The organism is Microbacterium lacus (genome assembly GCF_002812805.1).
Lineage (GTDB): Bacteria > Actinomycetota > Actinomycetes > Actinomycetales > Microbacteriaceae > Microbacterium > Microbacterium lacus_A.
In genome coordinates this window covers 265,152-290,054 of record NZ_NMUM01000005.1, presented here as the reverse complement: position 1 = coordinate 290,054, position 24,903 = coordinate 265,152, and the positions used below count along the sequence as shown (strand labels likewise).

24 protein-coding genes are annotated in these 24,903 nt (G+C 66.5%); 8 read left to right on the top strand and 16 right to left on the bottom strand.

The window, feature by feature from the left end:
• Positions 1-12: 12 nt before the first annotated feature.
• From CGU34_RS02000 to sufB, 5 genes are read right to left on the bottom strand one after another with little or no spacing between them, the layout of a single operon-like run.
• Positions 13-342: a metal-sulfur cluster assembly factor gene (locus tag CGU34_RS02000; protein WP_036295934.1), complete on the bottom strand. Its 330-nt coding sequence runs from the start codon at positions 340-342 to the stop codon at positions 13-15.
• 9 nt (positions 343-351) lie between these two features.
• Positions 352-1,134 (bottom strand): Fe-S cluster assembly ATPase SufC, encoded by a 783-nt coding sequence (gene sufC, locus CGU34_RS01995; RefSeq protein ID WP_036295931.1) that lies wholly within the window; start codon positions 1,132-1,134, stop codon positions 352-354.
• A 29-nt stretch (positions 1,135-1,163) separates the two neighbouring features.
• Positions 1,164-1,490, bottom strand: a complete 327-nt coding sequence (locus CGU34_RS01990; protein WP_036295928.1) for a non-heme iron oxygenase ferredoxin subunit — start codon at positions 1,488-1,490, stop codon at positions 1,164-1,166.
• Positions 1,487-2,689: a Fe-S cluster assembly protein SufD gene (sufD, locus tag CGU34_RS01985; protein WP_036295926.1), complete on the bottom strand. Its 1,203-nt coding sequence runs from the start codon at positions 2,687-2,689 to the stop codon at positions 1,487-1,489. Before sufD ends, CGU34_RS01990 begins: the two co-directional genes overlap by 4 nt.
• A 34-nt stretch (positions 2,690-2,723) precedes the next feature.
• On the bottom strand, positions 2,724-4,142 hold the full coding sequence (gene sufB, locus CGU34_RS01980; RefSeq protein ID WP_036295923.1) for a Fe-S cluster assembly protein SufB: 1,419 nt from the start codon (positions 4,140-4,142) through the stop codon (positions 2,724-2,726).
• Between the two features lie 293 nt (positions 4,143-4,435).
• On the opposite strand from sufB, the gene CGU34_RS01975 reads away from it, so the two are divergent.
• Together CGU34_RS01975 and CGU34_RS01970 are read left to right on the top strand one after the other, a co-directional pair.
• On the top strand, positions 4,436-5,359 hold the full coding sequence (locus CGU34_RS01975; RefSeq protein WP_036296014.1) for a COX15/CtaA family protein: 924 nt from the start codon (positions 4,436-4,438) through the stop codon (positions 5,357-5,359).
• A 127-nt stretch (positions 5,360-5,486) separates the two neighbouring features.
• Entirely contained in the window at positions 5,487-5,924 is a 438-nt protein-coding gene (locus tag CGU34_RS01970; RefSeq protein WP_036295921.1) for a hypothetical protein, read from the top strand.
• Between the two features lie 104 nt (positions 5,925-6,028).
• On the opposite strand, the gene CGU34_RS01965 is transcribed toward CGU34_RS01970, so the two are convergent.
• On the bottom strand, positions 6,029-6,889 hold the full coding sequence (locus tag CGU34_RS01965) for an endonuclease domain-containing protein (RefSeq protein ID WP_051513044.1): 861 nt from the start codon (positions 6,887-6,889) through the stop codon (positions 6,029-6,031).
• 188 nt (positions 6,890-7,077) lie between these two features.
• Positions 7,078-8,022 carry a heme o synthase gene (locus CGU34_RS01960; RefSeq protein ID WP_081766154.1) on the bottom strand — a complete coding sequence of 315 codons (945 nt, stop codon included), beginning with the start codon at positions 8,020-8,022 and terminating at the stop codon, positions 7,078-7,080.
• Positions 8,023-8,264: 242 nt separating this feature from the next.
• On the opposite strand from CGU34_RS01960, the gene tkt reads away from it, so the two are divergent.
• Genes tkt through pgl form a run of 6 tightly spaced genes read left to right on the top strand, consistent with a single transcriptional unit; the run spans position 8,265 to position 16,391 of the window.
• Entirely contained in the window at positions 8,265-10,361 is a 2,097-nt protein-coding gene (tkt, locus tag CGU34_RS01955; RefSeq protein WP_100813094.1) for a transketolase, read from the top strand.
• Complete coding sequence (tal, locus tag CGU34_RS01950) at positions 10,358-11,476, top strand: transaldolase (protein ID WP_100813093.1); 1,119 nt, start codon at positions 10,358-10,360, stop codon at positions 11,474-11,476. The genes tkt and tal overlap by 4 nt, the downstream gene beginning before the upstream one ends.
• Positions 11,473-13,092: a glucose-6-phosphate isomerase gene (locus tag CGU34_RS01945; RefSeq protein ID WP_100813092.1), complete on the top strand. Its 1,620-nt coding sequence runs from the start codon at positions 11,473-11,475 to the stop codon at positions 13,090-13,092. The genes tal and CGU34_RS01945 overlap by 4 nt, the downstream gene beginning before the upstream one ends.
• Positions 13,093-13,112: 20 nt before the next feature.
• Complete coding sequence (zwf, locus tag CGU34_RS01940; RefSeq protein WP_036295906.1) at positions 13,113-14,663, top strand: glucose-6-phosphate dehydrogenase; 1,551 nt, start codon at positions 13,113-13,115, stop codon at positions 14,661-14,663.
• Positions 14,660-15,610 (top strand): glucose-6-phosphate dehydrogenase assembly protein OpcA, encoded by a 951-nt coding sequence (locus CGU34_RS01935; protein WP_100813091.1) that lies wholly within the window; start codon positions 14,660-14,662, stop codon positions 15,608-15,610. Before zwf ends, CGU34_RS01935 begins: the two co-directional genes overlap by 4 nt.
• A complete protein-coding gene (pgl, locus tag CGU34_RS01930; RefSeq protein WP_036295902.1) occupies positions 15,600-16,391 on the top strand; it encodes a 6-phosphogluconolactonase in 792 nt (263 codons plus the stop codon). Before CGU34_RS01935 ends, pgl begins: the two co-directional genes overlap by 11 nt.
• A gap of 15 nt (positions 16,392-16,406) precedes the next feature.
• Here the strand turns inward: pgl and CGU34_RS01925 are convergent, their stop codons facing one another.
• The 9 genes from CGU34_RS01925 to uvrC all read right to left on the bottom strand — a co-directional run bounded on the left by CGU34_RS01925 (position 16,407) and on the right by uvrC (position 24,902).
• Positions 16,407-16,763, bottom strand: a complete 357-nt coding sequence (locus CGU34_RS01925; RefSeq protein WP_036295899.1) for an RNA polymerase-binding protein RbpA — start codon at positions 16,761-16,763, stop codon at positions 16,407-16,409.
• A gap of 1 nt (position 16,764) precedes the next feature.
• Complete coding sequence (secG, locus tag CGU34_RS01920) at positions 16,765-17,013, bottom strand: preprotein translocase subunit SecG (protein WP_036295896.1); 249 nt, start codon at positions 17,011-17,013, stop codon at positions 16,765-16,767.
• Positions 17,014-17,105: 92 nt separating this feature from the next.
• A complete protein-coding gene (tpiA, locus tag CGU34_RS01915) occupies positions 17,106-17,918 on the bottom strand; it encodes a triose-phosphate isomerase (protein ID WP_051513035.1) in 813 nt (270 codons plus the stop codon).
• Entirely contained in the window at positions 17,906-19,123 is a 1,218-nt protein-coding gene (locus CGU34_RS01910; RefSeq protein ID WP_036295890.1) for a phosphoglycerate kinase, read from the bottom strand. Before CGU34_RS01910 ends, tpiA begins: the two co-directional genes overlap by 13 nt.
• 8 nt (positions 19,124-19,131) lie before the next feature.
• Positions 19,132-20,142, bottom strand: coding sequence for a type I glyceraldehyde-3-phosphate dehydrogenase (gene gap, locus CGU34_RS01905; RefSeq protein WP_100813090.1), 1,011 nt, complete (start codon positions 20,140-20,142; stop codon positions 19,132-19,134).
• A 123-nt stretch (positions 20,143-20,265) separates the two neighbouring features.
• Positions 20,266-20,892: a superoxide dismutase gene (locus CGU34_RS01900; protein ID WP_036295884.1), complete on the bottom strand. Its 627-nt coding sequence runs from the start codon at positions 20,890-20,892 to the stop codon at positions 20,266-20,268.
• A gap of 143 nt (positions 20,893-21,035) precedes the next feature.
• Positions 21,036-22,013, bottom strand: coding sequence for a DNA-binding protein WhiA (whiA, locus tag CGU34_RS01895; RefSeq protein ID WP_036295881.1), 978 nt, complete (start codon positions 22,011-22,013; stop codon positions 21,036-21,038).
• A gap of 41 nt (positions 22,014-22,054) precedes the next feature.
• Positions 22,055-22,933 (bottom strand): RNase adapter RapZ, encoded by an 879-nt coding sequence (gene rapZ, locus CGU34_RS01890; RefSeq protein ID WP_036295878.1) that lies wholly within the window; start codon positions 22,931-22,933, stop codon positions 22,055-22,057.
• A gap of 25 nt (positions 22,934-22,958) precedes the next feature.
• Positions 22,959-24,902, bottom strand: a complete 1,944-nt coding sequence (uvrC, locus tag CGU34_RS01885; RefSeq protein WP_081766153.1) for an excinuclease ABC subunit UvrC — start codon at positions 24,900-24,902, stop codon at positions 22,959-22,961.
• Between the last annotated feature and the right edge of the window lies 1 nt (position 24,903).

The following is a 24,903-nucleotide window of genomic DNA, read 5'->3' as shown; positions in this document are numbered from 1 at the left end:
CGATCGTCACGATCAGATCGAGAAGCCGAGTGCCCGCATCATGTCGCGGCCGTCGTCGGTGATCTTCTCGGGACCCCACGGCGGCATCCACACCCAGTTGATGCGGAACCGCTCGACGACATCGTCCAGTGCCTGCGCCGTCTGCTCTTCGAGCACATCGGTCAGCGGGCACCCGGCGCTCGTCAGCGTCATGTGGATCACCAGGGCGTCGTTCTCGTCGTCCCAGCCGAGGTCGTAGATCAGTCCGAGGTCGACGACATTGATCCCCAGTTCGGGATCCATGACGTCTTTGAGCGCCTCGGAAACCTCGTCGTACTTCTCAGGAGCGAGGGTCGCGGTCATGGATATATCCTAAGCGCCCGCGGGCGCGGCGGACTCGGGTGCGGCGTCGAGGAAGCGGTCGTAGCCCTCGTTCTCGAGTCGGTCGGCCAGCTCGGGTCCGCCCTCCTCCACGATCCGGCCTGCGACCATCACGTGCACGAAGTCCGGCGCGATGTAACGCAGAATGCGGGTGTAGTGCGTGATGAGCAGCACACCCAGGTCGGTCTCGGCCTTGGCGCGGTTGACGCCCTCGGAGACGATCTTGAGCGCGTCGACGTCGAGGCCCGAGTCGGTCTCGTCCAGCACGGCGATGCGGGGCTTGAGGAGTTCGAGCTGCAGAATCTCGTGGCGCTTCTTCTCGCCACCCGAGAAGCCCTCGTTCACGTTGCGCTCGGCGAACTTGGGGTCCATGCGCAGATTCTTCATCGAGGAACGGATGTCCTTGAGCCAGGTGCGGATCGCGGGCGCTTCGCCGTCGATCGCGGTCTTCGCCGTCCGGAGGAAGTTGGTGACCGTGACGCCCGGGATCTCGACCGGGTACTGCATCGCCAGGAACAGCCCCGCGCGGGCACGCTCGTCGACGCTCATCGCGAGGACGTCCTCGCCGTCGAGCGTGATCGAGCCGGACGTGACGGTGTACTTCGGGTGACCGGCGATCGTGTAGGCCAGGGTCGACTTTCCGGAGCCGTTGGGGCCCATGATCGCGTGGGTCTCGCCGGTGCGGATCGTGAGGGTGACGCCATTCAGGATGGGCGTGACGCCGGCATCCGTTTCGACGGTGACGTGCAGGTCGCGAACTTCAAGGACAGACATGTATGTGGGTTCCTAACGAACTCGGCCGGTCAGACGGCCACGGTGGAAGCGGGATCGATGAGTACGTCGTCGCCGTCGATCTGGACGACGAAGACGGGGACCGGCTCGTAAGCCGGGAGGTTCAGGGGGCGACCCGTGCGGAGCGAGAATGCCGAGCCATGCGCCCAACATTCGAGCGTCTCGCCCTCCACGAAGCCGTCCGAGAGCGAGATATCGCCGTGGGTGCACACGTCCCCGATCGCGTGAACGTCACCGTTGCCGTCGAGGACGACGGCGATGGCAACACCATCGAGTTCCACGCGCTTGGCCGTGTCCTGCTCGAGCTCGCTCAGGCCACAGGCACGCTGCAGGGTCACGCGAGGCCCTCGGCGAGCTCCGCCTCGATCGCAGCGGTGAGCTCTGCCTCGAGGTCCGGCACACGAAGTTTCTGGACGATCTCGGCGAGGAATCCGATGACGACCAGGCGCCGTGCCTCGTCTTCGCTGATGCCCCGCGCCTGGAGGTAGAAGAGCTGCTCGTCGTCGAACCGTCCGGTCGCGCTCGCGTGCCCAGCGCCCTGGATGTCGCCGGTCTCGATCTCGAGGTTGGGGATCGAGTCGGCACGCGCACCCTCGGTGAGCACCAGGTTGCGGTTGGCCTCGTAAGAATCGGTGCCCGTGGCATCCGGTCCGATCAGTACATCGCCGATCCAGACGGAACGCGCGCCGACTCCCTGGAGCGCGCCCTTGTAGAGCACGTCCGCTCGCGTCTGGGGACCGCGGTGGTGGACGTAGACCTGGCTCTCGAGATGCTGGCCGGCGTCGGCAAAGGACAGGCCGTAGACCTCGCCCTCGGAACCGGCGCCCGCGAGATCGACCGACGGGTTGACCCGCACGACGCCGCCGCCGAAGCTGACGACCGAGTGACGCAGGCTCCCGTCGCGCTCGACGCGCGCCTGGTGCGCCGCGGCGTGCACGGCATCGTCGTCCCAACGGTGCACGGAGACGACGTTCAGGCGGGCACCCGGACGAACGATGATCTCGACGTTCTGAGCGAACGCAGCGGATCCCTCGTGGCGCAGGATGACTGTGGCGCTGGAGTTCTCGCGCGCTTCGATCACGACATGGGCGTGGGCGCGGAGGGATGCGGCCGCGCCGATGAACTCCACAACGACGGGCTCGTCGAGCTCCTCGTTCGCAGGAACCGCGAGGTAGAGCGCCTCGGCCGATCGTGACCACGCGATGGCGCTCGGAAGGTCCTCGGGTTCGAAAACCTCACCACGGGGCGCCTGTCCCACGGTCAGGCCTGCCGCCGCGAGAGGGCCCGTCACCGAGATGCCAACGGCACCCGCGTCGCCCGCGACATCGTCGAAGAGCGGGGCGAGGCGCCCGACGGGCGTCTGCTTCCAGTTGACCTCGCGGCCGGTGGGCCGAGCGAAGTCCGCGGGGGCGAACGAACGGGGACGCGCGGAGCGCGTCTGAACGGGGATGGTGCGCGCAGTCGTCTGCCCCCATCCTCCGTCGGTGTGGGGCACGTTTCCGGGCACCTGGCGGGGGGTGGTCGTTGTCGTCGTCACTCGCCGACTCGTCCTTTCATCGTCGGTCGAAGAATCATCCGACGCTTCCTTCCATGCCCATCTCGATCAGCTTGTTCAGCTCGAGGGCATACTCCATGGGCAGTTCGCGGGCAATCGGCTCGATGAATCCGCGCACGATCATCGCCATCGCCTCGTCCTCGGCCATGCCGCGCGACTGCAGGTAGAACAGCTGCTCTTCGCTGACCTTCGAGACGGTCGCCTCGTGTCCGAGTTGGACGTCGTCCACGCGGATGTCGATGGCCGGGTAGGTGTCGCTCCGCGAGATCGTGTCGATCAGGAGGGCGTCGCAGCGGACCGTGTTGGCGGAGTGATGCGCATTCGCGTCCACCCGAACCTCACCGCGGTACCCCGCGCGTCCGCCGCCACGGGCGATCGACTTCGAGACGATCGAGGACTGCGTGTAGGGCGCCATGTGGATCATCTTGGCGCCGGCGTCCTGGTGCTGGCCCGGACCGGCGAAGGCGACCGACAGCGTCTCGCCCTTCGCGTGCTCGCCCATCAGATAGACAGCCGGGTACTTCATCGTCACCTTGGAGCCGATGTTGCCGTCGATCCACTCCATCGTCGCCCCCTCGTGCGCGACCGCACGCTTGGTGACGAGGTTGTAGACGTTGTTCGACCAGTTCTGGATCGTCGTGTAGCGAACGCGGGCGTTCTTCTTCACGATGATCTCGACGACGGCCGAGTGCAGCGAATCGCTCTTGTAGATCGGGGCGGTGCAGCCTTCGATGTAGTGGATGTAGCTGTCTTCGTCGGCGATGATCAGGGTCCGCTCGAACTGACCCATGTTCTCGGTGTTGATGCGGAAGTACGCCTGCAGCGGGATCTCGACATGCACGCCCTTGGGAACGTACACGAACGACCCGCCCGACCATACGGCGGTGTTCAGGGCTGCGAACTTGTTGTCACCCGAGGGGATGACGGTGCCGAAGTACTCCTCGAAGATCTCGGGGTGCTCGCGGAGCGCGGTGTCGGTGTCCATGAAGATGACACCCTGCTGCTCGAGGTCCTCGCGGATCTGGTGATACACGACCTCGGACTCGTACTGGGCGGCGACACCGGAGACGAGGCGCTGGCGCTCCGCCTCGGGGATCCCGAGCCGCTCGTACGTGTTCCGGATGTCTTCGGGAAGGTCTTCCCAGGACTGCGCCTGCTTCTCGGTGGACCGCACGAAGTACTTGATGTTGTCGAAGTCGATGTCGCTGAGGTCAGCGCCGAACGTCGGCATGGGTTTGCGACCGAAGAGCTCGAGCGCCTTCAGACGGCGCTGCAGCATCCATTCGGGCTCAGCCTTCAAAGCCGAGATGTCACGAACCGTCGCTTCGCTGAGGCCGCGCTTGGCGGCAGCCCCCGCAGCGTCCTTGTCGTGCCAGCCGAATTCGTAGACTCCGAGCCCCGCTAGTTCGGGGCGATCGATCAGGACATCAGACATGGTCACACTCTCCTCTTGGCCGCAACGGTTTCATCCGCCCCGGCGATCCATCCGTTCTCTGTGTGCGAGAAAGGAGTCCGCCGCTTCCGGGCCAGGCTCAGGGGCACACGGTTCGCGCGCCTAAACTGTTGACAGTGCGTCGAGTGCTTTCGCACGCGCGCCGCAACCCCTCGATTCTACAGGGTCGCCCCGTCCAGCGGGCCGACCATTGCCCGCGCCCGACCCGACGCGGGACCGCTCAGGAGGCGATCCGCTTGTCGCAGGAACCCGGACCCGCGCAGAAGTTCTGGCGGATGCTCCCGTCGAGCATCGATCGTCGCGTCATCTTCGCGGCTTGGGCCACGTTCGTCGTCCAGGTCGCGATCGTCGGTACCGGCGGACTCGTCCGGCTCACCGCTTCGGGACTCGGATGCCCGACGTGGCCACGATGCACGCCCGAATCCTTCATCAATACGCCGGAGATGGGCATTCACGGGGTCATCGAGTTCGGCAATCGCCTGCTCACGTTCGTGCTCGTCGCCGTCGCCGTCATCACGTTCCTCTTCGTCGTGCGTATGCGGCGCACTCGCCCCGATCTATTCTGGCTCGCACTGATCATCGGCCTGTATGTGCCGATCCAGGCGGTCATCGGTGGAATCACCGTGTTGACGAACCTCAACCCGTACGTCGTCGGTCTGCACTACTTCGCGTCGGTCGTGCTCGTGGCGTTCGCCACGGTGTTCGTCGTCCGGGTCTACTCCACGCCCGGACCGCGCGTACCTGCGGCGCCTCGCGGACTCGCCATCCTCGCGCATCTCACGTCGGTCGCCGTGGTGATCACCGTCGTCGTCGGGATCCTCGTGACCGGCGCGGGCCCCCACGCCGGAGATGCGGGTGCTGCGCGGAACGGGCTCAACCCCGAACTCATGCAGCACCTCCACTCGTGGCCCGCCTACGCGACACTCGCCCTGACGCTCGCTCTGCTCGTCGGTGGCTGGCGCCTTCCCCTCCGACGCTGGGTGCTGCTGCTGCTGGCCGTCGAGGCGGTGCAGATCGCCGTCGGGCTCTGGCAGGCACGCACGGGGCTCCCCATCGTGCTGGTCAACATCCACATGGTGCTCGCGGTCTTGCTCGTCGCGGCGATGACGGCAGTCGTCATGCATCTGAAGGTGCCGACGACCGCAATACGCGCGGAGCGGGACGAGTCCGCGGCACCGGCATCCGTAGCCACTTCGTAGACACGTTCGGGCGCCGGATCGGTTCCCCCCACAGCGAACCCATAGGGTTCGGATAGGCCGCGCACTAACGGGACAGGAAGAGTCTCTGCGTCGGCGGTGTACGCCGTCCCACGAACAAGGAGAACTTATGACCGCCCGTCCCCGCCTCGTCCGCAGCGTTCCCTACTGGGTCCTCGTCGTCGGCTCCGTAGCAGCCGGTGGTGTCGGCCTGTGGCTCACGCTCGACAAGCTCGGCGTGATGACAGACACGATCCTGGACGGAAGCGCCACCGGTGTCGAGGTCTATGTGGGTCAGTCGTGGGCCGTCCTCGGCTCCATCCTGATCGGCGCCGGTCTGATCGGACTGGCGTTCGCCCTCACCCTCGCGGCTGGCGCGTCCCTCGTGAAGCGTGCCGAGCCCGTCGTAGTGGTGGCCGACTCGTTCGATGACGTGGACGACATCGATGACGACCCCCAGGACGACTTCGAACCCGCCACCGCGGAAGGCGTGACCGCCGATGAGGCCGCCCTGGACGCCGATGTCGCCACAGCAGCCGACGAAGAGGTCCCGCCCGCCAAGAGCTGAGCGTTCCACGCCACCCCTCGTTGGGCGTCGGTAATTCGGCCAGCGTCGGAGCGGAGGAGCTTCCCTGCCCCGACCTCGGCCGAATCTCCGACGCCCGCGACAACCTACGCGGCGAGATGGAGCCCGGCCGCGACGGCCCGCGCGATCATGTCCTGGACTGTCGGCCAATCGTCGATGATCTGTTCGTAGGACAGACGAATGACGTGGTACCCCGCAGCCATGAGGGCCGCATCGTGGGCAATGTCGCTCGTCCGCTGCGATCCCACATGGTGTCCCCCGTCGATCTGCACGACGAGCCGCTCGCCGATGAGAAAGTCGACGCGGTGGCCCAGTATCCAGATCTGCGGCAAGATCCTGACCCGCAACCATCGCAGCCGTATCGAGAACAGCGTCTCGAGGCCAGAACCCGCGAAGGGAACGGCGCGCTCGAGAATCCGCCGCGCACGTCGAGGGAGCGGCAGCCTCATCAGTGCGGCCCGCTCAACGAGGCCCTGACGCAGCGCTGACTCCCAGATCGTCATCGCTGCCTCGTGCGGCTGGCACGCCGCGACGAGCGCGAGGACATTCTCGACCGGATCGACGAGTGCGTCAGGATGCCTGGGCACAACCGCATCCGCCCAATGCACCACGATTCCATCCGGCGTGCCCCCTCGGCCATGCGGTGAAACCGCAACGTGATACTCGGGCTCACGCAGAACCCAGAGCCCGAGTCGGCGAGCTTGGGTGATGCACGACAGGACGACTCCATCCCGGGCCGCAGAAACGAGCTCACGATCGGCTCCTGGGAGGGCGACCCACACCCTGCGGACCCGCACGAGGAGCCCCTGCGCGACGGCTTGCGCAATCACATACGGCGAGAAGCCGTCGTGTTGCAAAGTCATCGAGCGCGCCACTCCCCCGCACTTTCGGACCGCGTCGAGAAGGTCGACCGTCGCTGCCGAAGCCCGGGAATTCTGCGCCGTCATGCCTGAAAGCATGCGACGCACGAGATCACTGCAGTGCTGCATCCGCCCAAATTGTGAACTGAGCGTCTTTTGGCAGCCTGTGGACGACGAACCGACCTCGTCCAGCTTCGGAGATCCGGCGACAGTCGGAGGAATGCGATCGAGACGGTCCGACGCCGACCGGATATCCGACGCTATGGCGTTTCAGGCTAGAACGGCAGCAGCGGGTCGACCGCAATCGCCACGAACAGCAACGTCAGGTACGTGATGGATGCGTGGAAGACACGCATCGGCGCCGGCTCGGTACCGCGCACGGCCCGGTTGTAGAGCCGGTGCGATTCGTAGATGAACCAACCGCCGAAAACGAGAGCGGATGCCGTGTAGACGATCCCCATCTCGGCGACCGGGATGAGCAGCAGCGAGCATGCGACGGTCGCCCACGCGTACAGGATGACCTGCAGCCCGACCTGCGCACCGCTTCGGGTCGCCCCGAGCATCGGAACGTCGACCTCTTCGTATTGCGTCTTGTACTTCATCGACAGCGGCCAGTAATGCGGAGGCGTCCAGAGGAAGACGAGCGCGAACAGGATGAGCGGGGTCCATGTCAGCGAACCCGTGACAGCCGACCAGCCGATCACGACCGGGAAGCACCCCGCGATGCCGCCCCAGACGATGTTCTGCTCGGTGCGGCGCTTGAGGATCATCGTGTAGATCACGACGTAGAAGAAGATGGCCGTCGCCGACAGGATCGCCGCCAGGGCGTTCGTCGTCAGCCAGAGCCAGAGCGTCGAGAACACCCCGAGCGACCACGCGAAGATCAGCGCACCGCGCGGCGAGACCTCGCCGGTCACGAGAGGTCGGTTCACCGTCCGCTGCATGTGCGCGTCGATGTCGCGATCGAGGTACATGTTGAAAGCCGCAGCAGACCCCGCACTGAGCGAGCCGCCGATGACGGTGGCGAGCACCAGCCACAGGTTGGGGAGCCCGTTCTGGGCCAGGATCATGACCGGCACGGTCGTAACGAGCAACAGCTCGAGAACACGGGGCTTCGTCAGGGCGACATAGGCACGCAGCGTGCGTCCGAAAGACCGCGGAACAGCGGACACCGGGGATGATTCGGATGCCGGGGCGTCAGGCGTCCTCGTAGTGTCCATCGCTCCCCGCTCGGCGCTCGCAAATACACCTCAAGTCTATGGCATTGCTTCGCACCCCCTCCCCGCCGACTGGCACCGGTAACACACCGGGTCATACGAACAGCCGCGCGAGGATGCCCCTTCGCTATGCTGGAAAGACATGAAATGCGCCCTCGCGCCCTCCCCCGTGAACACCACCGAAAAACGATTCGGCGTGTGCCCGAGAGGCGGCAGAGGCGCTCTCTACGACGAAGGGCGGTCCGGTGTCGGAACTGCGTTGGGACGAGATCGACAAGCAGGCCGTGGACACCGTCCGCGTGCTTGCGGCAGATGCGGTCGAGAAGGTGGGCAACGGTCATCCGGGAACCGCGATGAGCCTCGCCCCCGCGGCGTATCTCCTCTACCAGCACGTGATGCGACACGACCCCGCCGACCCGCACTGGCTCGGACGCGACCGCTTCATCCTCTCGGCGGGTCACTCCTCGCTGACGCAGTACGTCCAGCTCTACCTCGGTGGGTTCGGCCTCGAACTCGATGACCTGAAGAGCCTGCGGACGTGGGGATCCCTGACCCCCGGTCACCCCGAGTACGGCCACACAGATGGTGTCGAGATGACCACGGGTCCCCTCGGTCAGGGCCTCGCATCCTCGGTGGGCTTCGCCTACGCAGCGCGTTACGAGCGTGGCCTGTTCGACCCCGAGGCACCCGCCGGCGAGAGCCCCTTCGACCACTTCGTCTACGTCATCGCTTCCGACGGAGACATCCAGGAGGGCGTCACGAGCGAGGCATCCTCGCTCGCTGGTCACCAGGAACTCGGCAACCTCGTCGTCATCTACGACGCCAACCAGATCTCCATCGAGGACGACACCAACGTCGCCTTCACCGAAGACGTCGCCGCGCGCTACGAGGCCTACGGCTGGCACGTCCAGACGGTGGACTGGAAGAAGACCGGCGAGTACGTCGAGGACGTCGCCGAGCTCTACTCCGCGATCGAAGCCGCCAAGGGCGAGACATCGCGTCCGTCGCTGATCGTGCTGAATACGATCATCGGCTGGCCGTCGCCCGGCAAGCAGAACACCGGCAAGATCCACGGATCCGCGCTCGGCTCGGACGAACTCGCTGCGACGAAGCGCGTCCTCGGGTGGGACCCGGAGCAGAGCTTCGTCGTTCCCGACGAGGTCATCGAGCGCAACCGCGCCCTCGCCGACCGCACCGCTCCCGAGAAGGCGCGCTGGCAGGAGGCGTTCGACGCATGGGCCGCGGCTCACCCCGACCGCAAAGCGCTGCTCGAGCGCATGTTGGCCCGCGAGCTGCCGGCCGACATCACCGACGCCCTGCCCGTCTTCGAAGCAGGCAAGGATGTCTCGACTCGCGCCGCATCCGGAACGGTCATCAACGCCCTCGCGGCAGAGCTGCCCGAATTCTGGGGCGGTTCCGCAGACCTCGCCGAGTCGAACCTCACCACGATCAAGGATGCGAAGTCCTTCATCCCCGAGGAGTGGTCGACGCACGAGTGGAGCGGCAACCCGTACGGCCGGGTCATGCACTTCGGCATCCGCGAGCACGCGATGGGCTCGATCATCAACGGCATCGTGCTGCACGGACCCACGCGTCCGTTCGGCGGCACGTTCCTGATCTTCAGCGACTACATGCGCCCGCCGGTCCGCCTGGCGGCGCTCATGAACATCCCGAGCCTGTTCGTGTGGACGCACGACTCGATCGCCCTCGGCGAAGACGGTCCGACGCACCAGCCGATCGAGCAGCTCGCAACCCTGCGTGCCGTGCCGAACTTCACGCTCGTTCGTCCCGCAGACGCCAACGAGACTGCCGCGGCGTGGCTCGAACTGCTGCGTCGCCACGGCGGCCCGGCCGGTATCGCCCTGACCCGCCAGAACGTTCCGACGTTCGAGCGCGGCGATGGCGAGGCATCGGGTGACACGTTCGCCTCGACCGACGGTGTGGCGCGGGGCGCCTACATCCTCGCCGAGGCACCGAACGGCACGCCCGACGTGATCCTGATCGCGACGGGATCCGAGGTTCAGATCGCCGTCGCCGCCCGCGAGGCGCTCGCGACCGAGGGCATCAACGCCCGCGTCGTGTCGGCACCCTCGCTGGAGTGGTTCGACGAACAGGATGCGGCGTACCGTGCGCACGTCCTCCCGCCCGAGGTCACGGCACGTGTTTCGGTCGAGGCCGGTATCGCGCTGCCCTGGCGCAGCATCGTCGGCGACCGCGGTCGCTCGGTCTCGATCGAGCACTACGGCGCATCCGCCGATTACAAGACGTTGTACAAGAAGTTCGGCTTCACGGCCGAGGCTGTCATCCAGGCGGCACGCGAGACCATCGAGGAGAACTCATGACAACCCCCACCGCAGACCTCTCGGCAGCGGGCGTCAGCATCTGGCTCGACGACCTGTCGCGTCAGCGCATCACGACCGGCAACCTGCAGGAACTCATCGATACGCGGAACGTCGTCGGCGTGACGACGAACCCGACGATCTTCCAGGGTGCGATCTCGGCAGGCATCGGCTACGAAGAGGCGATCGACGCCCAGCGCGCGGCCGGCGCCACCGCCGATGAGACGATCTTCTCGCTCACGACGACCGACGTGCGCGACGCGTGCGACATCTTCCGCCCGATCTTCGACGCCACCAACGGCGTCGACGGCCGCGTGTCGATCGAGGTCTCGCCCGATCTCGCGCACGACACCGACGCGACCATCGCGCAGGCGAAAGAGCTGTCGGCCGCCGTCGACCGCCCGAACGCCCTCATCAAGATCCCGGCGACGAAGGCGGGCCTGCCCGCCATCACCGAGGTCATCGGATCGGGCATTTCGGTCAACGTCACGCTGATCTTCAGCCTCGAGCGGTACGCCGATGTCATCGACGCATACCTCGCAGGGCTCGAGAAGGCCCAGGCCGCCGGGATCGACCTCGCATCGATCGAGTCCGTCGCATCGTTCTTCGTCTCTCGCGTGGACACCGAGGTCGACAAGCGCCTCGGCGTCATCGGCACGGACGAGGCTCTCGCGCTCAAGTCGAAGGCCGGCATCGCCAACGCCCGTCTCGCGTTCGAGCTATACGAGAAGAAGTTCGCATCGGATCGCGCCGCGGCGCTGCTCGAGGCGGGCGCTCACGCCCAGCGTCCGCTCTGGGCATCGACCGGTGTCAAGGATCCGAACCTGCCCGACACGCTCTACGTGACCGAGCTTGTCGCTCCCGGCACCGTCAACACGATGCCCGAGAAGACGCTTCAGGCGACCTTCGACCACGGCGCCGTGACCGGCGACACCATCACGACCAACTACGCCGACGCACACGACGTCATCGACGGGCTCGCTGCGGTCGGCATCGACATCGACGACGTGACCCAGGTGCTCGAGGATGAGGGCGTCGAGAAGTTCATCGCCTCGTGGCACGACCTGCAAGAGACCGTCACGAAAGCCCTCGCCGGGGCACCGGAGTCGGCACGATGAGCTTCGAGATCCACGTCTCGGGGGCCCCGAAAGAGGCCGTCGAGCGGGTCGTCCCGACCCTCATCGCCGACCTCGTGGCATCGGGGATCACGAGCGGTGACGCGAGCCTCTGGGGCCCCACCGCCGAGGCCGAGGCATCCAAGCGTCTCGGATGGGTGCAGGCCGTGACGGTCTCGCGTCCGCTCGTCGCCGAGATCGAGGCGCTCCGAGAAGACATGCTCGCCCGTGGTGTCGACCGCTTCGTTCTCGCCGGCATGGGCGGATCGTCGCTCGCCCCTGAGGTCATCACGCAGACGTCGGGCGTCCCGCTCGTCATCCTCGACTCCACCGCCCCGGGTCAGGTGCTCGCGGCGCTCGACGGCGATTCCGAGACTGGAGGGCTCGACCGCACGGCGCTGATCGTGTCGTCGAAGTCGGGCGGCACCGTCGAGACGGACTCCGCGCGTCGCACCTTCGAGGCCGCCTTCCGCGACCTGGGAATCGACCCGGTCGAGCGCATCGTCGTCGTGACCGACCCCGGCTCCCCTCTCGATGTCTCTGCGCGCGCGGCGGGGTACCGCGTCTTCAACGCCGATCCCACGGTCGGAGGCCGCTACTCGGCCCTGACGGCGTTCGGGCTCGTGCCCTCGGGTCTGGCCGGTGTCGACATCGGCGAGCTGCTCGACGAGGCCGACGCCACACTCCTCGAGGTCGCGATCGACAGCCCCGAGAACCCCGCCCTCGTGCTTGCCGCCGCCATCGCGGGAACCAACCCGCGCCGCGACAAGATGGGCCTGATCAGCGACGGAACCCACATCGTGGGTCTGCCCGACTGGATCGAGCAGCTCGTCGCCGAGTCGACCGGCAAGCAGGGAACGGGCATCCTCCCCGTCGTGCTGTTGCCCGTGTCGCCCGAGCTCGACGAAGACCTGCCCGACCTGCAGATCGTCCGCCTGGTCGACGACGCGGAGCACTTCCACCTGTTCGAGCGTCACCCGGGAGAGGTCCTCGTCAGCGGTTCGCTCGGCGCGCAGTTCGTCGTGTGGGAGTACGCGACGGCGATCGCCGGCCGCCTGCTCGGCATCGACCCGTTCGACCAGCCTGACGTGGAGTCGGCAAAGATCGCCACGCGCGGTCTGCTCGAGGCACGTCCCGAGCCCACTCCCCCGGCGTTCGTCGTGGACGGCGTCGAGGTGCGCGTCAGCGACCCCGAGCTCGCCGCCTCCGGCACGATCGCCGGAGTCCTCGACGCACTGTGGTCGCGCTTGCCCGCGGACGGTTACGTCGCGGTTCAGGCCTACGTCGACCGCCTCGCGATCCCGCAGCTCTCAGGTCTGCGCGAACTCGTCGCGGCCGACTCCGGTCGTCCGACGACGTTCGGGTGGGGACCGCGATTCCTGCACTCCACGGGGCAGTTCCACAAGGGCGGGCCCGCCGTCGGCGTCTTCCTGCAGATCACCGAGCGCACGGATGTCGACCTCGAGATCCCGGGACTCCCGTTCACCTTCGGCCAGCTGATCGAGGCTCAGGCCTCGGGCGACGCATCCGTACTCGCAGACCACCAACGTCCCGTCGTGACGCTTACGCTCACCGATCCCACGGTCGAGGTCCTGGCGCTCTTCGAAGCCGCCCAGTAGAACCAGAGAGGCACACCCGTATGCCCATCGAGATCTCGCGCGGGCACAATCCGCTGCGCGACCCGGACGATCGTCGCCTCAACCGCATCGCGGGCCCGAGCGCGCTCGTCATCTTCGGAGTGACAGGCGACCTGTCGCGCAAGAAGCTCATGCCGGCGGTTTACGACCTTGCGAACCGCGGCCTCCTGCCCCCGGGGTTCGCGCTGGTCGGATTCGCGCGCCGGGACTGGGAGGACCAGGACTTCGCAAAGGTCGTCTACGACGCGGTCAAGCAGTACGCGCGCACACCTTTCCGCGAAGAGACCTGGCGCCAGCTTCTGCAGGGAATCCGATTCGTCTCGGGCGAGTTCGACGACGCAGAGGCCTTCAGCCGTCTGCGGGAGACGGTCGAACGCCTCGATGTCGAACGCGGCACGATGGGAAACCACGCCTACTACCTCTCGATCCCGCCGAAGGACTTCGCCATGGTGGCGAAGCAGCTCCGGGATTCGGGTCTTGTCAACGAGAACGCGGACGCGGACGACGCGTGGCGGCGTGTGGTGATCGAGAAGCCGTTCGGGCACGACCTCGCGTCGGCTCGGGCTCTGAACGCCGCGCTGGAAGTCGCCTTCCCGGCGGATTCGATCTTCCGCATCGACCACTACCTGGGTAAGGAGACGGTTCAGAACATCCTGGCGCTGCGTTTTGCGAACGAGCTGTTCGAGCCGCTCTGGAACAGCAACTACGTCGACCACGTTCAGATCACGATGGCTGAGGACATCGGCGTCGGGGGCCGCGCGGGCTACTACGACGGAATCGGTGCGGCACGCGACGTCATCCAGAACCATCTGCTGCAGCTGCTCGCGCTGACCGCCATGGAAGAGCCCATCTCTCTTTCGGCACACGACCTTCGCGCCGAGAAGGAGAAGGTCCTGGCCGCGGTGCAGCTTCCCGCGAACCTCGCCGAAGCGACGGCCCGAGGGCAGTACGCCGGCGGCTGGCAGGGTGGCGAGAAGGTCGCCGGGTTCCTCGAAGAGGATGGGATGGATGCGGCGTCGACGACCGAGACGTTCGCCGCCCTCAAACTCGAGATCGCCACGCGCCGGTGGTCGGGAGTCCCGTTCTACCTACGCACGGGGAAGCGGCTCGGCCGCCGCGTCACCGAGATCGCCGTCGTGTTCAAGAGGGCACCCCAGCACCTGTTCCTGCGCAGCCAGACCCTCGAGCTCGGACAGAATGCCCTCGTCATCCGCATTCAGCCGGACGAGGGCGTCACGATCCGCTTCGGCTCAAAGGTTCCGGGCGCCGGCACGCAGGTGCGCGACGTCACGATGGACTTCGGTTACGGACACGCCTTCACCGAGGCGAGCCCCGAAGCGTACGAACGTCTGATCCTCGATGTCCTTCTCGGCGAACCCCCGCTGTTCCCGAGGCACGAAGAAGTCGAACTCTCGTGGCGGATCCTCGACCCGGTCGAGGAATTCTGGGCCGCACAGGGCGGACCGCTCGAGCAGTACAGTCCCGGATCGTGGGGCCCGGCCTCTGCCGAGAAGCTGCTCGCCCGCGACGGACGAGTCTGGAGACGCCCATGATCATCGAAATGCCCGACACCACTGTCAGCCAGATCGCGAAGGCCCTCGTCAACGCGCGCGAGGAAGGCGGAGTGGTCGCGCTCGGCCGCGTGCTGACGCTCATCATCGCGACCCGGCACGGGCTCGAAGAAGATGCGATCGAGGCGGCGAACGACGCGTCGCGCGAGCACCCGATGCGCGTGATCGTCCTCCTGACGGACGACTCCGGAGAGCCGCGGGTGGACGCTCAGATCCGGGTCGGCGGCGACGCCGGCGCGAGCGAGGTCATCGTGCTGCGCGCCACCGGCGACGCGGCGTCGAACGAAGAGAGTCTCGTCACAGGTCTCTTGCTCCCCGACGCCCCTCTCGTGGTCTGGTGGCCCGATCAGCCGCCGCGAACCCCCTCCGAGTCGCCTTTGGGGCGAATGGCGCAACGCCGGATCACGGATGCATCGACCAGCCCCCGCGCCGCCGACCGCCTGTCCAACCTCGGTGAGAACCATGCGCCGGGCGACACGGATCTCGCGTGGACGCGCCTGACGCATTGGCGCGAGCAGCTCGCGGCCGTGCTGGACCAGCCGCCGTACACGCCGGTCACCTCGGCCATCGTCCGCGGTGCGAGCAGCTCGCCGTCGACGGCGCTCCTCGCCGCCTGGCTGCGTCTGAAGCTCGATGTCCCCGTGATGTGGGAGTACATGCCTCCCGAGGAATGGCAGGAGGGCATCAAGTCGGTGGCGCTCCAGCGCGAGAGCGGAGACATCCTGCTCGAGCGGTCCTCCCCTGCCATCGCGTGCCTGACGCAGGAAGGCCAGCCGCAGCACGACCTGGTGCTTCCGCGACGTACCCTGCGCGAATGCCTCGCGGAAGAGCTCCGTCGCCTCGATCCCGACCTGCTGTATGGTCGTGTGATCACCGAGGGCTGGGAGCTGTTGGACCCGCCCGTCAGCCGGGAGCCGCATGTCGACTGAGAACCTCACCGATCGTCGCGTCGTCGTCAGCGCTGACAGGGACACGGTAATGTCGGTCGTCGCGCGACGCATGGTCGAGAAGCTCACCGTCCTGAGTGTCGAGCGTCCCATCGTGCACGTGTCGCTCACGGGTGGACGTGCCGGTGTCGCCGTTCTTGCCGCGATCGCCGAGCAACCGGGCATGCGACTCGTGGACTGGTCGCGCGTGCATTTCTGGTGGAGCGACGAACGCTACGTACCCGAGTCCGACCCGGATCGGAACGCCCTGCAAGCACGTCAGGCGTTGCTCGGCCAGCTCGATGCGCCTGCCGAGAACATGCATGAGATTCTCGCGTCCGACCGCTCGGACTCCCCCGAGGCCGCCGCCGAAGCCTACGCGACAGAGCTTGCTCGCTTCTCGGCGTCGGATGACGCAGAAGCCGGCGCGTGGCCGAGCTTCGACATCTGTCTTCTCGGCGTCGGGCCGGACGCCCACATCGCGTCCCTTTTCCCCGACCGCCCGGAAATCGGAGTCACCGATCGGGCCGCCGTTGCCGTGCACGACTCACCCAAAGCGCCGCCGGTGCGGGTGACGCTGACGCGCCCCGTCCTCAACGCTTCGCAGCGCGTCTGGCTCGTCCTGACCGGGTCTGAGAAGGCCTCGGCGCTCGGACTGGCTCTCGCCGGCGCAAGCTACACGAGTGTGCCCGCCGCGGGGGCGAAGGGTCGGCACCGCACGCTGTTCTTCGTCGACGCCGATGCCGCCGCGGAAGTTCCCGCGGAACTCATCGACCCCGACTGAGAGATCTGAAGGGGTTCAGTCCAGGCCGCGACGCTCGCGCAGGGCACGAAGCGCATCGTCGAGAAGCGCGGCCGCCTCTTCGTCCGTACGACGCTCCTTCACATAGGCGAGGTGCGTCTTGTACGGCTCGGTCTTGGCCAGAGCCGGTGGGTTGGCCTTGTCACGGCCGGCCGGAAGACCAGAGTGCGGGCTGTCGATGGTGTCCGGAATCTCGTCCTCGGGCACTCCGGCGGCAAAGTAGCGAACCGTCTCATTTCCCAGGGCGTCCCAGTACGGAACGGCGACCCGCTCGGCGTGGTACCCGTGGTCCTGCTCACCCATGGGGCCAGCGCCCACTCGGGTGCCCCGGATCGCGTTGCCGCCTGTAGCCATGTCAGATCCCCTGGAACTTGGTGATGAGGCCGAGTGCGACGATCGCAACGAACCACGTCAAGGCGAGAACGATGGTGAATCGGTTGAGGTTCCGCTCCGCGAGGCCCGACGAGCCCAGGGACGATGTCATACCGCCGCCGAACATGTCGGACAGCCCGCCACCGCGCCCCTTGTGCAGAAGGATCAACAGCGTGAGCAAGAGGCTCGTGATGCCGAGGATCACCTGCATCACGAATTCGATTATCTCCACCGGAAAAGCCTTTCAGAGCACCCGTCGGGAGGGCGCAAGTTCGTAAAACAGCCAGTCGTCAAACAACGGCGTGCTCAAGTATAGGCGCGAGCCTAGACACCTACATGCTTCTGATAACGGATGATGGCCGCGAAGTCGTCGACCTTCAGGCTCGCGCCTCCGACGAGAGCCCCGTCGACATCGGGCTCACGCATGAAACCCGCGATGTTGCCGGCCGCGACCGAACCGCCATACAGAATGCGTGTTGCCGCTGCCGGGTCGGCTCCGAGAGTCTCGGCGACCACGGCGCGAAGCTTCTCGCAGACCTGCTGAGCCTGCTCGGGAGTAGCGGCCTGGCCCGAACCGATGGCCCACACCGGCTCGTACGCCACGACGACCTCGGAGCCGGTCGCGACATCCGTGAGGGCCGTCTTCAACTGCGCTACCGGGACGGCGCTCGCACCATGGGTCTCGAGATCCTCGGCGGTCTCGCCGACACAGATCACGGGGACAAGGCCGTGCTTGATGGCGGCTTTGACCTTGGCTGCGACCACGTCATCGCCCTCATCGTGGTACTGACGACGCTCGGAATGCCCGATCAGGACGTACTCGCAGTCGAGCTTCTTCAGGAACTGGCCCGAGATCTCACCGGTGTAGGCGCCCGAATCGTGGACCGAGAGGTCCTGCGCGCCGAGCGAGAACTCGATCTTGTCGGCCGAGATCAGCGTCTGCACACTTCGCAGGTCGGTGAAGGGCGGGAACACGGCGACCTCGACGGAGCTCGCGTCGTGCTTGGCGTCCTTCAGAGCCCAATCGAGCTTCTGCACCAGCGCAATGGCCTGCTGGTAGTCGAGGTTCATCTTCCAGTTGCCCGCGATCAGCGGCGTACGCCCCTGGCGCGAGCCGCCTTGTGTCACTGTTCCCATCCGAGGACCTCCAGTCCGGGGAGCTTTTTACCCTCGAGGAATTCCAGGCTGGCTCCGCCGCCCGTCGAGATGTGGCCGAACTGATCGTCCGAGAATCCGAGCTGACGCACGGCAGCAGCGGAATCCCCGCCACCGACCACGCTCAGACCGTCGACCTCGGTGAGGGCTTTGGCCACGGCCTTCGTTCCGGCGGCGAACGCCGGGATCTCGAAGACACCCATCGGGCCGTTCCAGAACACCGTCTTGCTCCCCCGAATGAGCTCGGCGAAACGAGCCGCGCTCTGAGGACCGATGTCGAGCCCCAGTCCGGAAGCACCGAACGCCGTGTCTTCGATCGCATCGGCAGCGGTCACGACGTGCTCGGCGTCCGCACCGAACTTCGACGCGACGACGATGTCCGTGGGGAGCACCAGCTCGACGCCCGTGTCCTTCGCGGTCTGCACGTAGTCGCGAACGGTGTCGAGTTGGTCCGCTTCGAGCAGACTCGAACCGACCTTCAATCCCTCCGCCGCGAGGAAGGTGAAGAGCATGCCGCCACCGACCAGAATGCGATCGACGCGCGGAAGAAGGTGCGAGATGACGCCGAGCTTGTCGCTGACCTTCGATCCGCCGAGCACCACCGTGTAGGGACGGTCGGGCTTCTCCGTCAACCGGTCGAGGACATCCAGTTCCGTCTGGATGAGCAGACCTGCTGCGGATGGCACGAGCTCGGCGAGTTCGTAGACGCTCGCCTGCTTGCGGTGGACGACACCGAACCCGTCCGAGACGAGGGCGTCGCCAAGTGCTGCCAGGCGTTCCGCGAACGCGCGACGCTCCGCCGCATCCTTCGCCGTCTCGCCCGGCTCGAAGCGCAGGTTCTCGAGAACCGCGACATCGCCGTCTTCCAGGGCCGCAACGGCCTCCCGCGCAGACTCCCCCACCGTGTCACGCGCGAACGCGACCGGCTTGGCGAGGAGTTCCGACAGGCGTTGCGCGACCGGCTCCAGGCTGTACTTCGGATCGGGCGTACCGTCGGGTCGACCGAGGTGCGAGCAGACGACGACGCGAGCGCCGCGCTGGATGAGGGCGTTCAGGGTCGGCAGCGACGCGCGCACGCGGCCATCGTCCGTGATCTTCCCGTCCCGCAGGGGGACGTTCAGATCACAGCGGACGATGACACGCGTGCCGGCGAGCGACCCCAGCGAATCGAGGGTGCGCAGGGGCATCGACAGACCTACAGACGCTCGCCGACGTACTCGGTGAGGTCGACGAGGCGGTTGGAGTAGCCCCACTCGTTGTCGTACCAGCTGGAGACCTTGACCAGGTTGCCGCTGACGTTGGTGAGCTCGGCGTCGAAGATCGACGAGTGCGGGTTGCCCTGGATGTCGCTGGAGACGATCGGGTCCTCGGTGTACTCGAGAATGCCCTTGAGACGGCCTTCGGCCGCGGCGGTCTTGTAAACCGCGTTGATCTGGTCGACCGTCAGTCCCTCCGTGGGCGTGACGATCGTCAGGTCGACGATCGATCCGGTGGGAACCGGAACGCGGTACGACGAGCCGCTCAGCTTGCCCTGAAGTTCCGGCAGGACGAGGCCGATGGCCTTGGCCGCACCGGTCGACGCGGGGACGATGTTGATCGCGGCGCCGCGCGCACGGCGCAGGTCGCTGTGGGGGCCGTCCTGCAGGTTCTGGTCAGCGGTGTAAGCGTGGGCCGTCATCATGAACCCGCGCTCAATACCGAAGGCGTCGTTGAACACCTTGGCGAGGGGCGCGAGGCAGTTGGTCGTGCACGACGCGTTCGAGATGATGACGTCGGTCTCGGGGTTGTAGGTCTCTTCGTTGACGCCCATGACGATGGTTGCGTCGTCACCCGTGGCGGGCGCCGAGATCAGAACCTTCTTCGCGCCGCCGGCGATGTGCTTCTTGGCGTCTTCGGCCTTCGTGAAGCGCCCCGTCGATTCGATGACGATGTCCACGCCGAGCTCGCCCCAGGGCAGGTTCGCGGGGTCGCGCTCTTCGAAGACACGGATCTTCTTGCCGCCGACGGTGATGGAGTCCGCGTCGTACGTGACGTCTTCGGTCAGAACTCCGCCGACCGAGTCGTACTTGAGCAGGTGAGCGAGGCTCTTGTTGTCGGTGAGGTCGTTCACCGCCACGATTTCCAGGTCAGCGCCCTGCGCGAGTGCCGCGCGAAGGTAGTTGCGTCCGATACGGCCGAAGCCGTTGATGCCGATCTTGACAGACACGGTGTCTCCCGATTCTCATGGCGCGGGGCGGCGCCTTTAGGTGCGCGGATACGCGCGTTTTCGGATGAAAGGAGGACGCCGGACCCTCGACTCAGCGAGGGCTCAGCGGCGTCCTCGCCTTCGTCACGACATTACCAGCAGACCCGCAGTCTTCTCACGGGCGGTCTCAAAGCGCGTCTGAACGTCTGCCCAATTGGCGATGTTCCAGAAAGCCTTCACGTAGTCGGCGCGGACGTTCTTGTAGTCCAGGTAGTACGCGTGCTCCCAGACGTCCAGGAGGAGAAGCGGAACCGTGCCCGCGGCGAACTGCGACTGCTGGTCGAAGAACTGCTGGATGATCAGGTTCTGACCGATCGAATCCCAGAACAGTCCGGCCCAGCCGGAGCCCTGCACGCCGAGCGCGGCGGCGGTGAAATGAGCCGTGAACTTGTCGAACGAACCGAAGTGGTCATCCATGGCGGCCGCGAGTTCGCCGGTGGGCTTGTCGCCACCGTTCGGCGAGAGGTTGGTCCAGAAGATCGAGTGGTTCGTGTGCCCGCCGAGGTTGAACGCGAGGTCCTTCTCGAGCTTGTTGACGAACGCGAAGTCGCCCTTGTCGCGGGCCTCGGCCAGTTGCTCGAGCGCCGTGTTGGCGCCCGTCACATAGGCCTGGTGATGCTTGTCGTGGTGCAGCTGCATGATCGAGGCACTGATGTGCGGCTCGAGTGCGGCGTAGTCGTAGGGAAGTTCGGGCAGCGTGTAAGTCGCCATAGTCGTATTTCCTCCTGTCGGTGCCACGCTTCGCGCGGCGCGGATGACGTTCTCATCCTAACGAGGGGCAACACAGAGGCCAGGGACTTGCTTCCCGATCCGGAACATGGATCGGATCGCTGTCGCGTCGCCTCTGCGTTCGATCAGGCGTCGACGTCGACGGGGATCCCCGCCTCGGTCCCGGGGATGCCCTCGTCCTCGGCACGCTTGTCGGCCATCGCGAGCAGGCGACGGATGCGGCCCGCGACAGCGTCCTTCGTGAGTGGCGGATCGGCATGGTGCCCAAGTTCGTCGAGACTCGCCTCGCGGTGTGCGAGGCGCAGCTCGCCGGCCTCCCGCAGGTGGTCGGGAATTCCGGGTCCGAGAATCTCAAGAGCTCGCTCGACGCGCGCGCACGCAGCCACGGCAGCTTGGGCCGAACGTCGCAGGTTGGCATCGTCGAAGTTCACGAGGCGGTTCACTCCCGCGCGAACCTCACGCCGCTGGCGCAACTGCTCCCACTCCGCCGCCGCGCGCACGGCACCCATGGCCTGCAGGATGGCACGAATGGCCTCTCCGTCACGCACGACGACGCGGTGCACACCCCGCACCTCGCGGGCCTTCGCCGCCACGCTCAGACGATGTGCGGCGCCGACGAGCGCCATCGCGGCTTCGGATGAGGGGCAGGTGACTTCCAGCGCCGCCGAGCGGCCGGGATCGGTCAGGGTGCCAGCGGCGAGGAAAGCTCCGCGCCAGATCGCGGCGAGGTCTTCGCGGGATCCCGTCGTGAGCTTGTTGGGCAGACCGCGTACGGGACGACGACGCTGATCGAGCAGGCCCGTCTGACGCGCGAGTGTCTCGCCGCCCTCGATGACCCGAACCACGAAATGGCCCTCCTGACGAGAGGAGGATGCTTGGACATGCCCGAGCTCGGGACGAACACCATAGAGCTCGACCAGGTCACGCGCTGTACGACGCGCGAGCACCTCGGAGTCCAGCTCCGCTTCGATCGCGATCCGGTTCGCGATGGAGTGCAGTCCGCCCGAGAAACGCAGCAAAGACGTCACTTCGGCGACGCGCGCCGTTGCCCGCGACTCACGGATGGTCACCAGTTCGGCCTTGACATCGGCGGTGAGTGGCAACCTGCGCTCCTCGGATCGGGTCGAACGTGAACCCGCCTAGCCTACTCGCGACCGAGATCCCGATGCTTCACTCGCACGGCGACCCCGGGCACGGAGGAGAGCCGAGCGGCCAACTGCTCCGCCATGGCGACCGAGCGGTGTTTGCCCCCGGTGCACCCCACGGCGACCGTGGAATGGCGCTTGTTCTCGCGCTGGTACCCGGCCAATACGGGCGCCAGGGACAACGCGTAGGCATCCAAGAATTCGGTCGCCCCCTCTTGTGCGAGCACGAAGTCTCTCACCCGTTCGTCCTGACCGGTGAGGTGGCGAAGATCTTCGTTCCAAAAGGGGTTGGGGAGAAATCTCATGTCCGCCACGAGGTCCGCGTCCGGCGGAACCCCGTACTTGAAGCCGAAGCTCTGCACGGTGATCGCGTGGCGCGCGGAACTCTCCTCCAGGAACAGCTCCGACACCGTGGTCGCGAGCTGGTGGATGTTGTAGGCGCTCGTGTCGATGATCAGATCCGCGCTCTCGCGGATGGGAGCGAGACGGCGACGCTCCCGATGGATCCCGTCGAGGATCGTGCCTTCGCCCTGCAACGGATGCGGCCGACGGACCGCTTCGAAACGGCGCACGAGAACTTCGTCGGACGCATCCAAGAACACGAGCCGGACCTGGCGGCCCTTGCGGAGTGCGCTCATCACGTCGGGGAGGTCCTCGAAGAGCCCTCTTCCGCGCACGTCCACAACCGCGGCGACACGGGGAAGCGCTCCGGCGGCGAGGCCCGTGATGTCGAGCAACGGCCGCAACATCTGCGGCGGCAGGTTATCGACCACGTACCAGTCGAGGTCTTCGAGCGCGTTGGCGACTGTCGACCTGCCCGCCCCCGACATGCCGGTGACCACCAGGACTTCCCCCGCGCTGCCGTCCGTATCCGTCATCGCTCCGCCCCGATTCGCCCTTCTTCTAGCCTACTGACTCGGCGAGGGGCGGGACGCTCGCGCCCTCGACGGCTGCTGACACCTCCGCGGCATCCTGCAGCCGCGACTGAATGGTCGCGGCGAGCTTCGGCCCGATGCCCTTCACTTCGGTGATCTCATCCGCACTGGCGCGCTTCAGAGCCGCGACGGAACCGAAGTGCCTCAACAGGACCCGAATACGTTCGGCGCCGAGTCCGGGGATCTCGGCGAGGACGCTCTGGATGTCTTTGCGGCGACGGGAACGCTGATGTGTGATCGCGAACCGGTGAGCTTCGTCTCGCAGCCGCTGCAACAGGTAGAGCGCCTCGCTCGTGCGCGGCAGGATGACCGGATACTCGTCGCCGGGAAGCCAGACCTCTTCCAACCGCTTCGCGATGCCGCACAGGGCGATCTCTTCATGCCCCGAGTCCGCGAGGGCTCGCGCCGCGGCCTCGACCTGTGGCCGACCGCCGTCTACCACGAGGAGCTGCGGCGGGTACGCGAAGCGGGGGCGTTTGCGCGGCGCGCCCTCCACCTCGGGCTCTTCGGGCCGGTCGAGGTAGGCCAGTCGACGCGTCAGAACCTGGTGGATGGAGTCCGTGTCATCCGTCGTCTCGGCGATCGAAAACGACCGGTACTGGTCTTTACGCGGCAGCCCATCCTCGAAAACGACCATCGACGCCACGACGTTGGACCCGCTGAGGTGCGACACGTCGAAGCACTCGATCCGCAGGGGCGCCACGGCGAGGCCCAGCGCCTCTTGCAGGTCTGTGAGCGCCTGGCTGCGGGCGATGTAATCGCTCGTGCGGCGCGTCTTGTGCAGCATGAGCGACTGTTGGGCGTTGAGGTTCGCCGTGCGCTGCAAGTCCGCCTTGCGTCCCCGCTGCGCGGTCTGCACCGTAACGGGTCGCCCGCGCTTGTCGCGCAGCCACTCCTCGAGCTCTGTCGCATCCGAGGGGAGCGTCGGCACGAAGACGCGGCGCGGGATGTCTGCTGCCGGGGCGTCGCCGTAGGCGCGCTGCAGGACCTGATCGACCAGATCGCCGCCCTCGATGTCGAGTTCTTTCTCGATCGTCGACGCACGCACGCCACGGATGCGTCCACCTCGGATGACGAAGTGCTGCACGGTCGCGGCAAGTTCGTCCTCGGCGATGCCGAACAGGTCCGCATCGACGTCCTCACCCAGCACGAGCGCGCTACGCGAGAGCACCGCGTCCACGGCCGCGAGCTTGTCTCGATAGCTCGCCGCGCTCTCGTAGTCCATCGCGGCCGACGCCTCGCGCATACGGGCAGACAGCTGCGTCCGGAACCTCTGATCGCCGCCGGACATGAACGCGACGAAGTCATCCACAATCGCCCGATGCTCGTCGATCGTCACCTTCATCGAGCACGGCCCGCCGCACTTGCCGATCTGACCGGGGAAGCAGGGACGCCCCGTCTGCATCGCTTTGCGATAACTCGAGTCGCTGCACGTGCGGATAGGGAAGACCTTGATCATCAGGTCGATCGTGTCGTGCACCGCCCAGATCTTCGGATACGGTCCGAAATACTTCGCCCCGGAGATCCGCCGGTTGCGGGTGACGACAACGCGCGGAGCCTCGTCTCCCAGCGTGATCGCCATGAAGGGGTAGGACTTGTCATCGCGGTAGCGCACGTTGAAGGGCGGATCGAATTCCTTGATCCACATGTACTCCAGCTGCAACGCTTCGACATCGCTTCCGACGACGGTCCACTCGACGGACGTCGCGGTCGTGACCATGCGGCGGGTTCGCTCGTGAAGGGTGTGCAACGGCGCGAAGTAGTTGCTCAGCCGCGACCGAAGATTCTTCGCCTTGCCGACATAGAGTACGCGCCCGGAAGCATCCCGAAACCGGTAAACGCCCGGATTGGTGGGGATCTCGCCCGCCCGGGGACGATACGGGAGCTGCGGGCGGGACGACGCGGCGGCCACG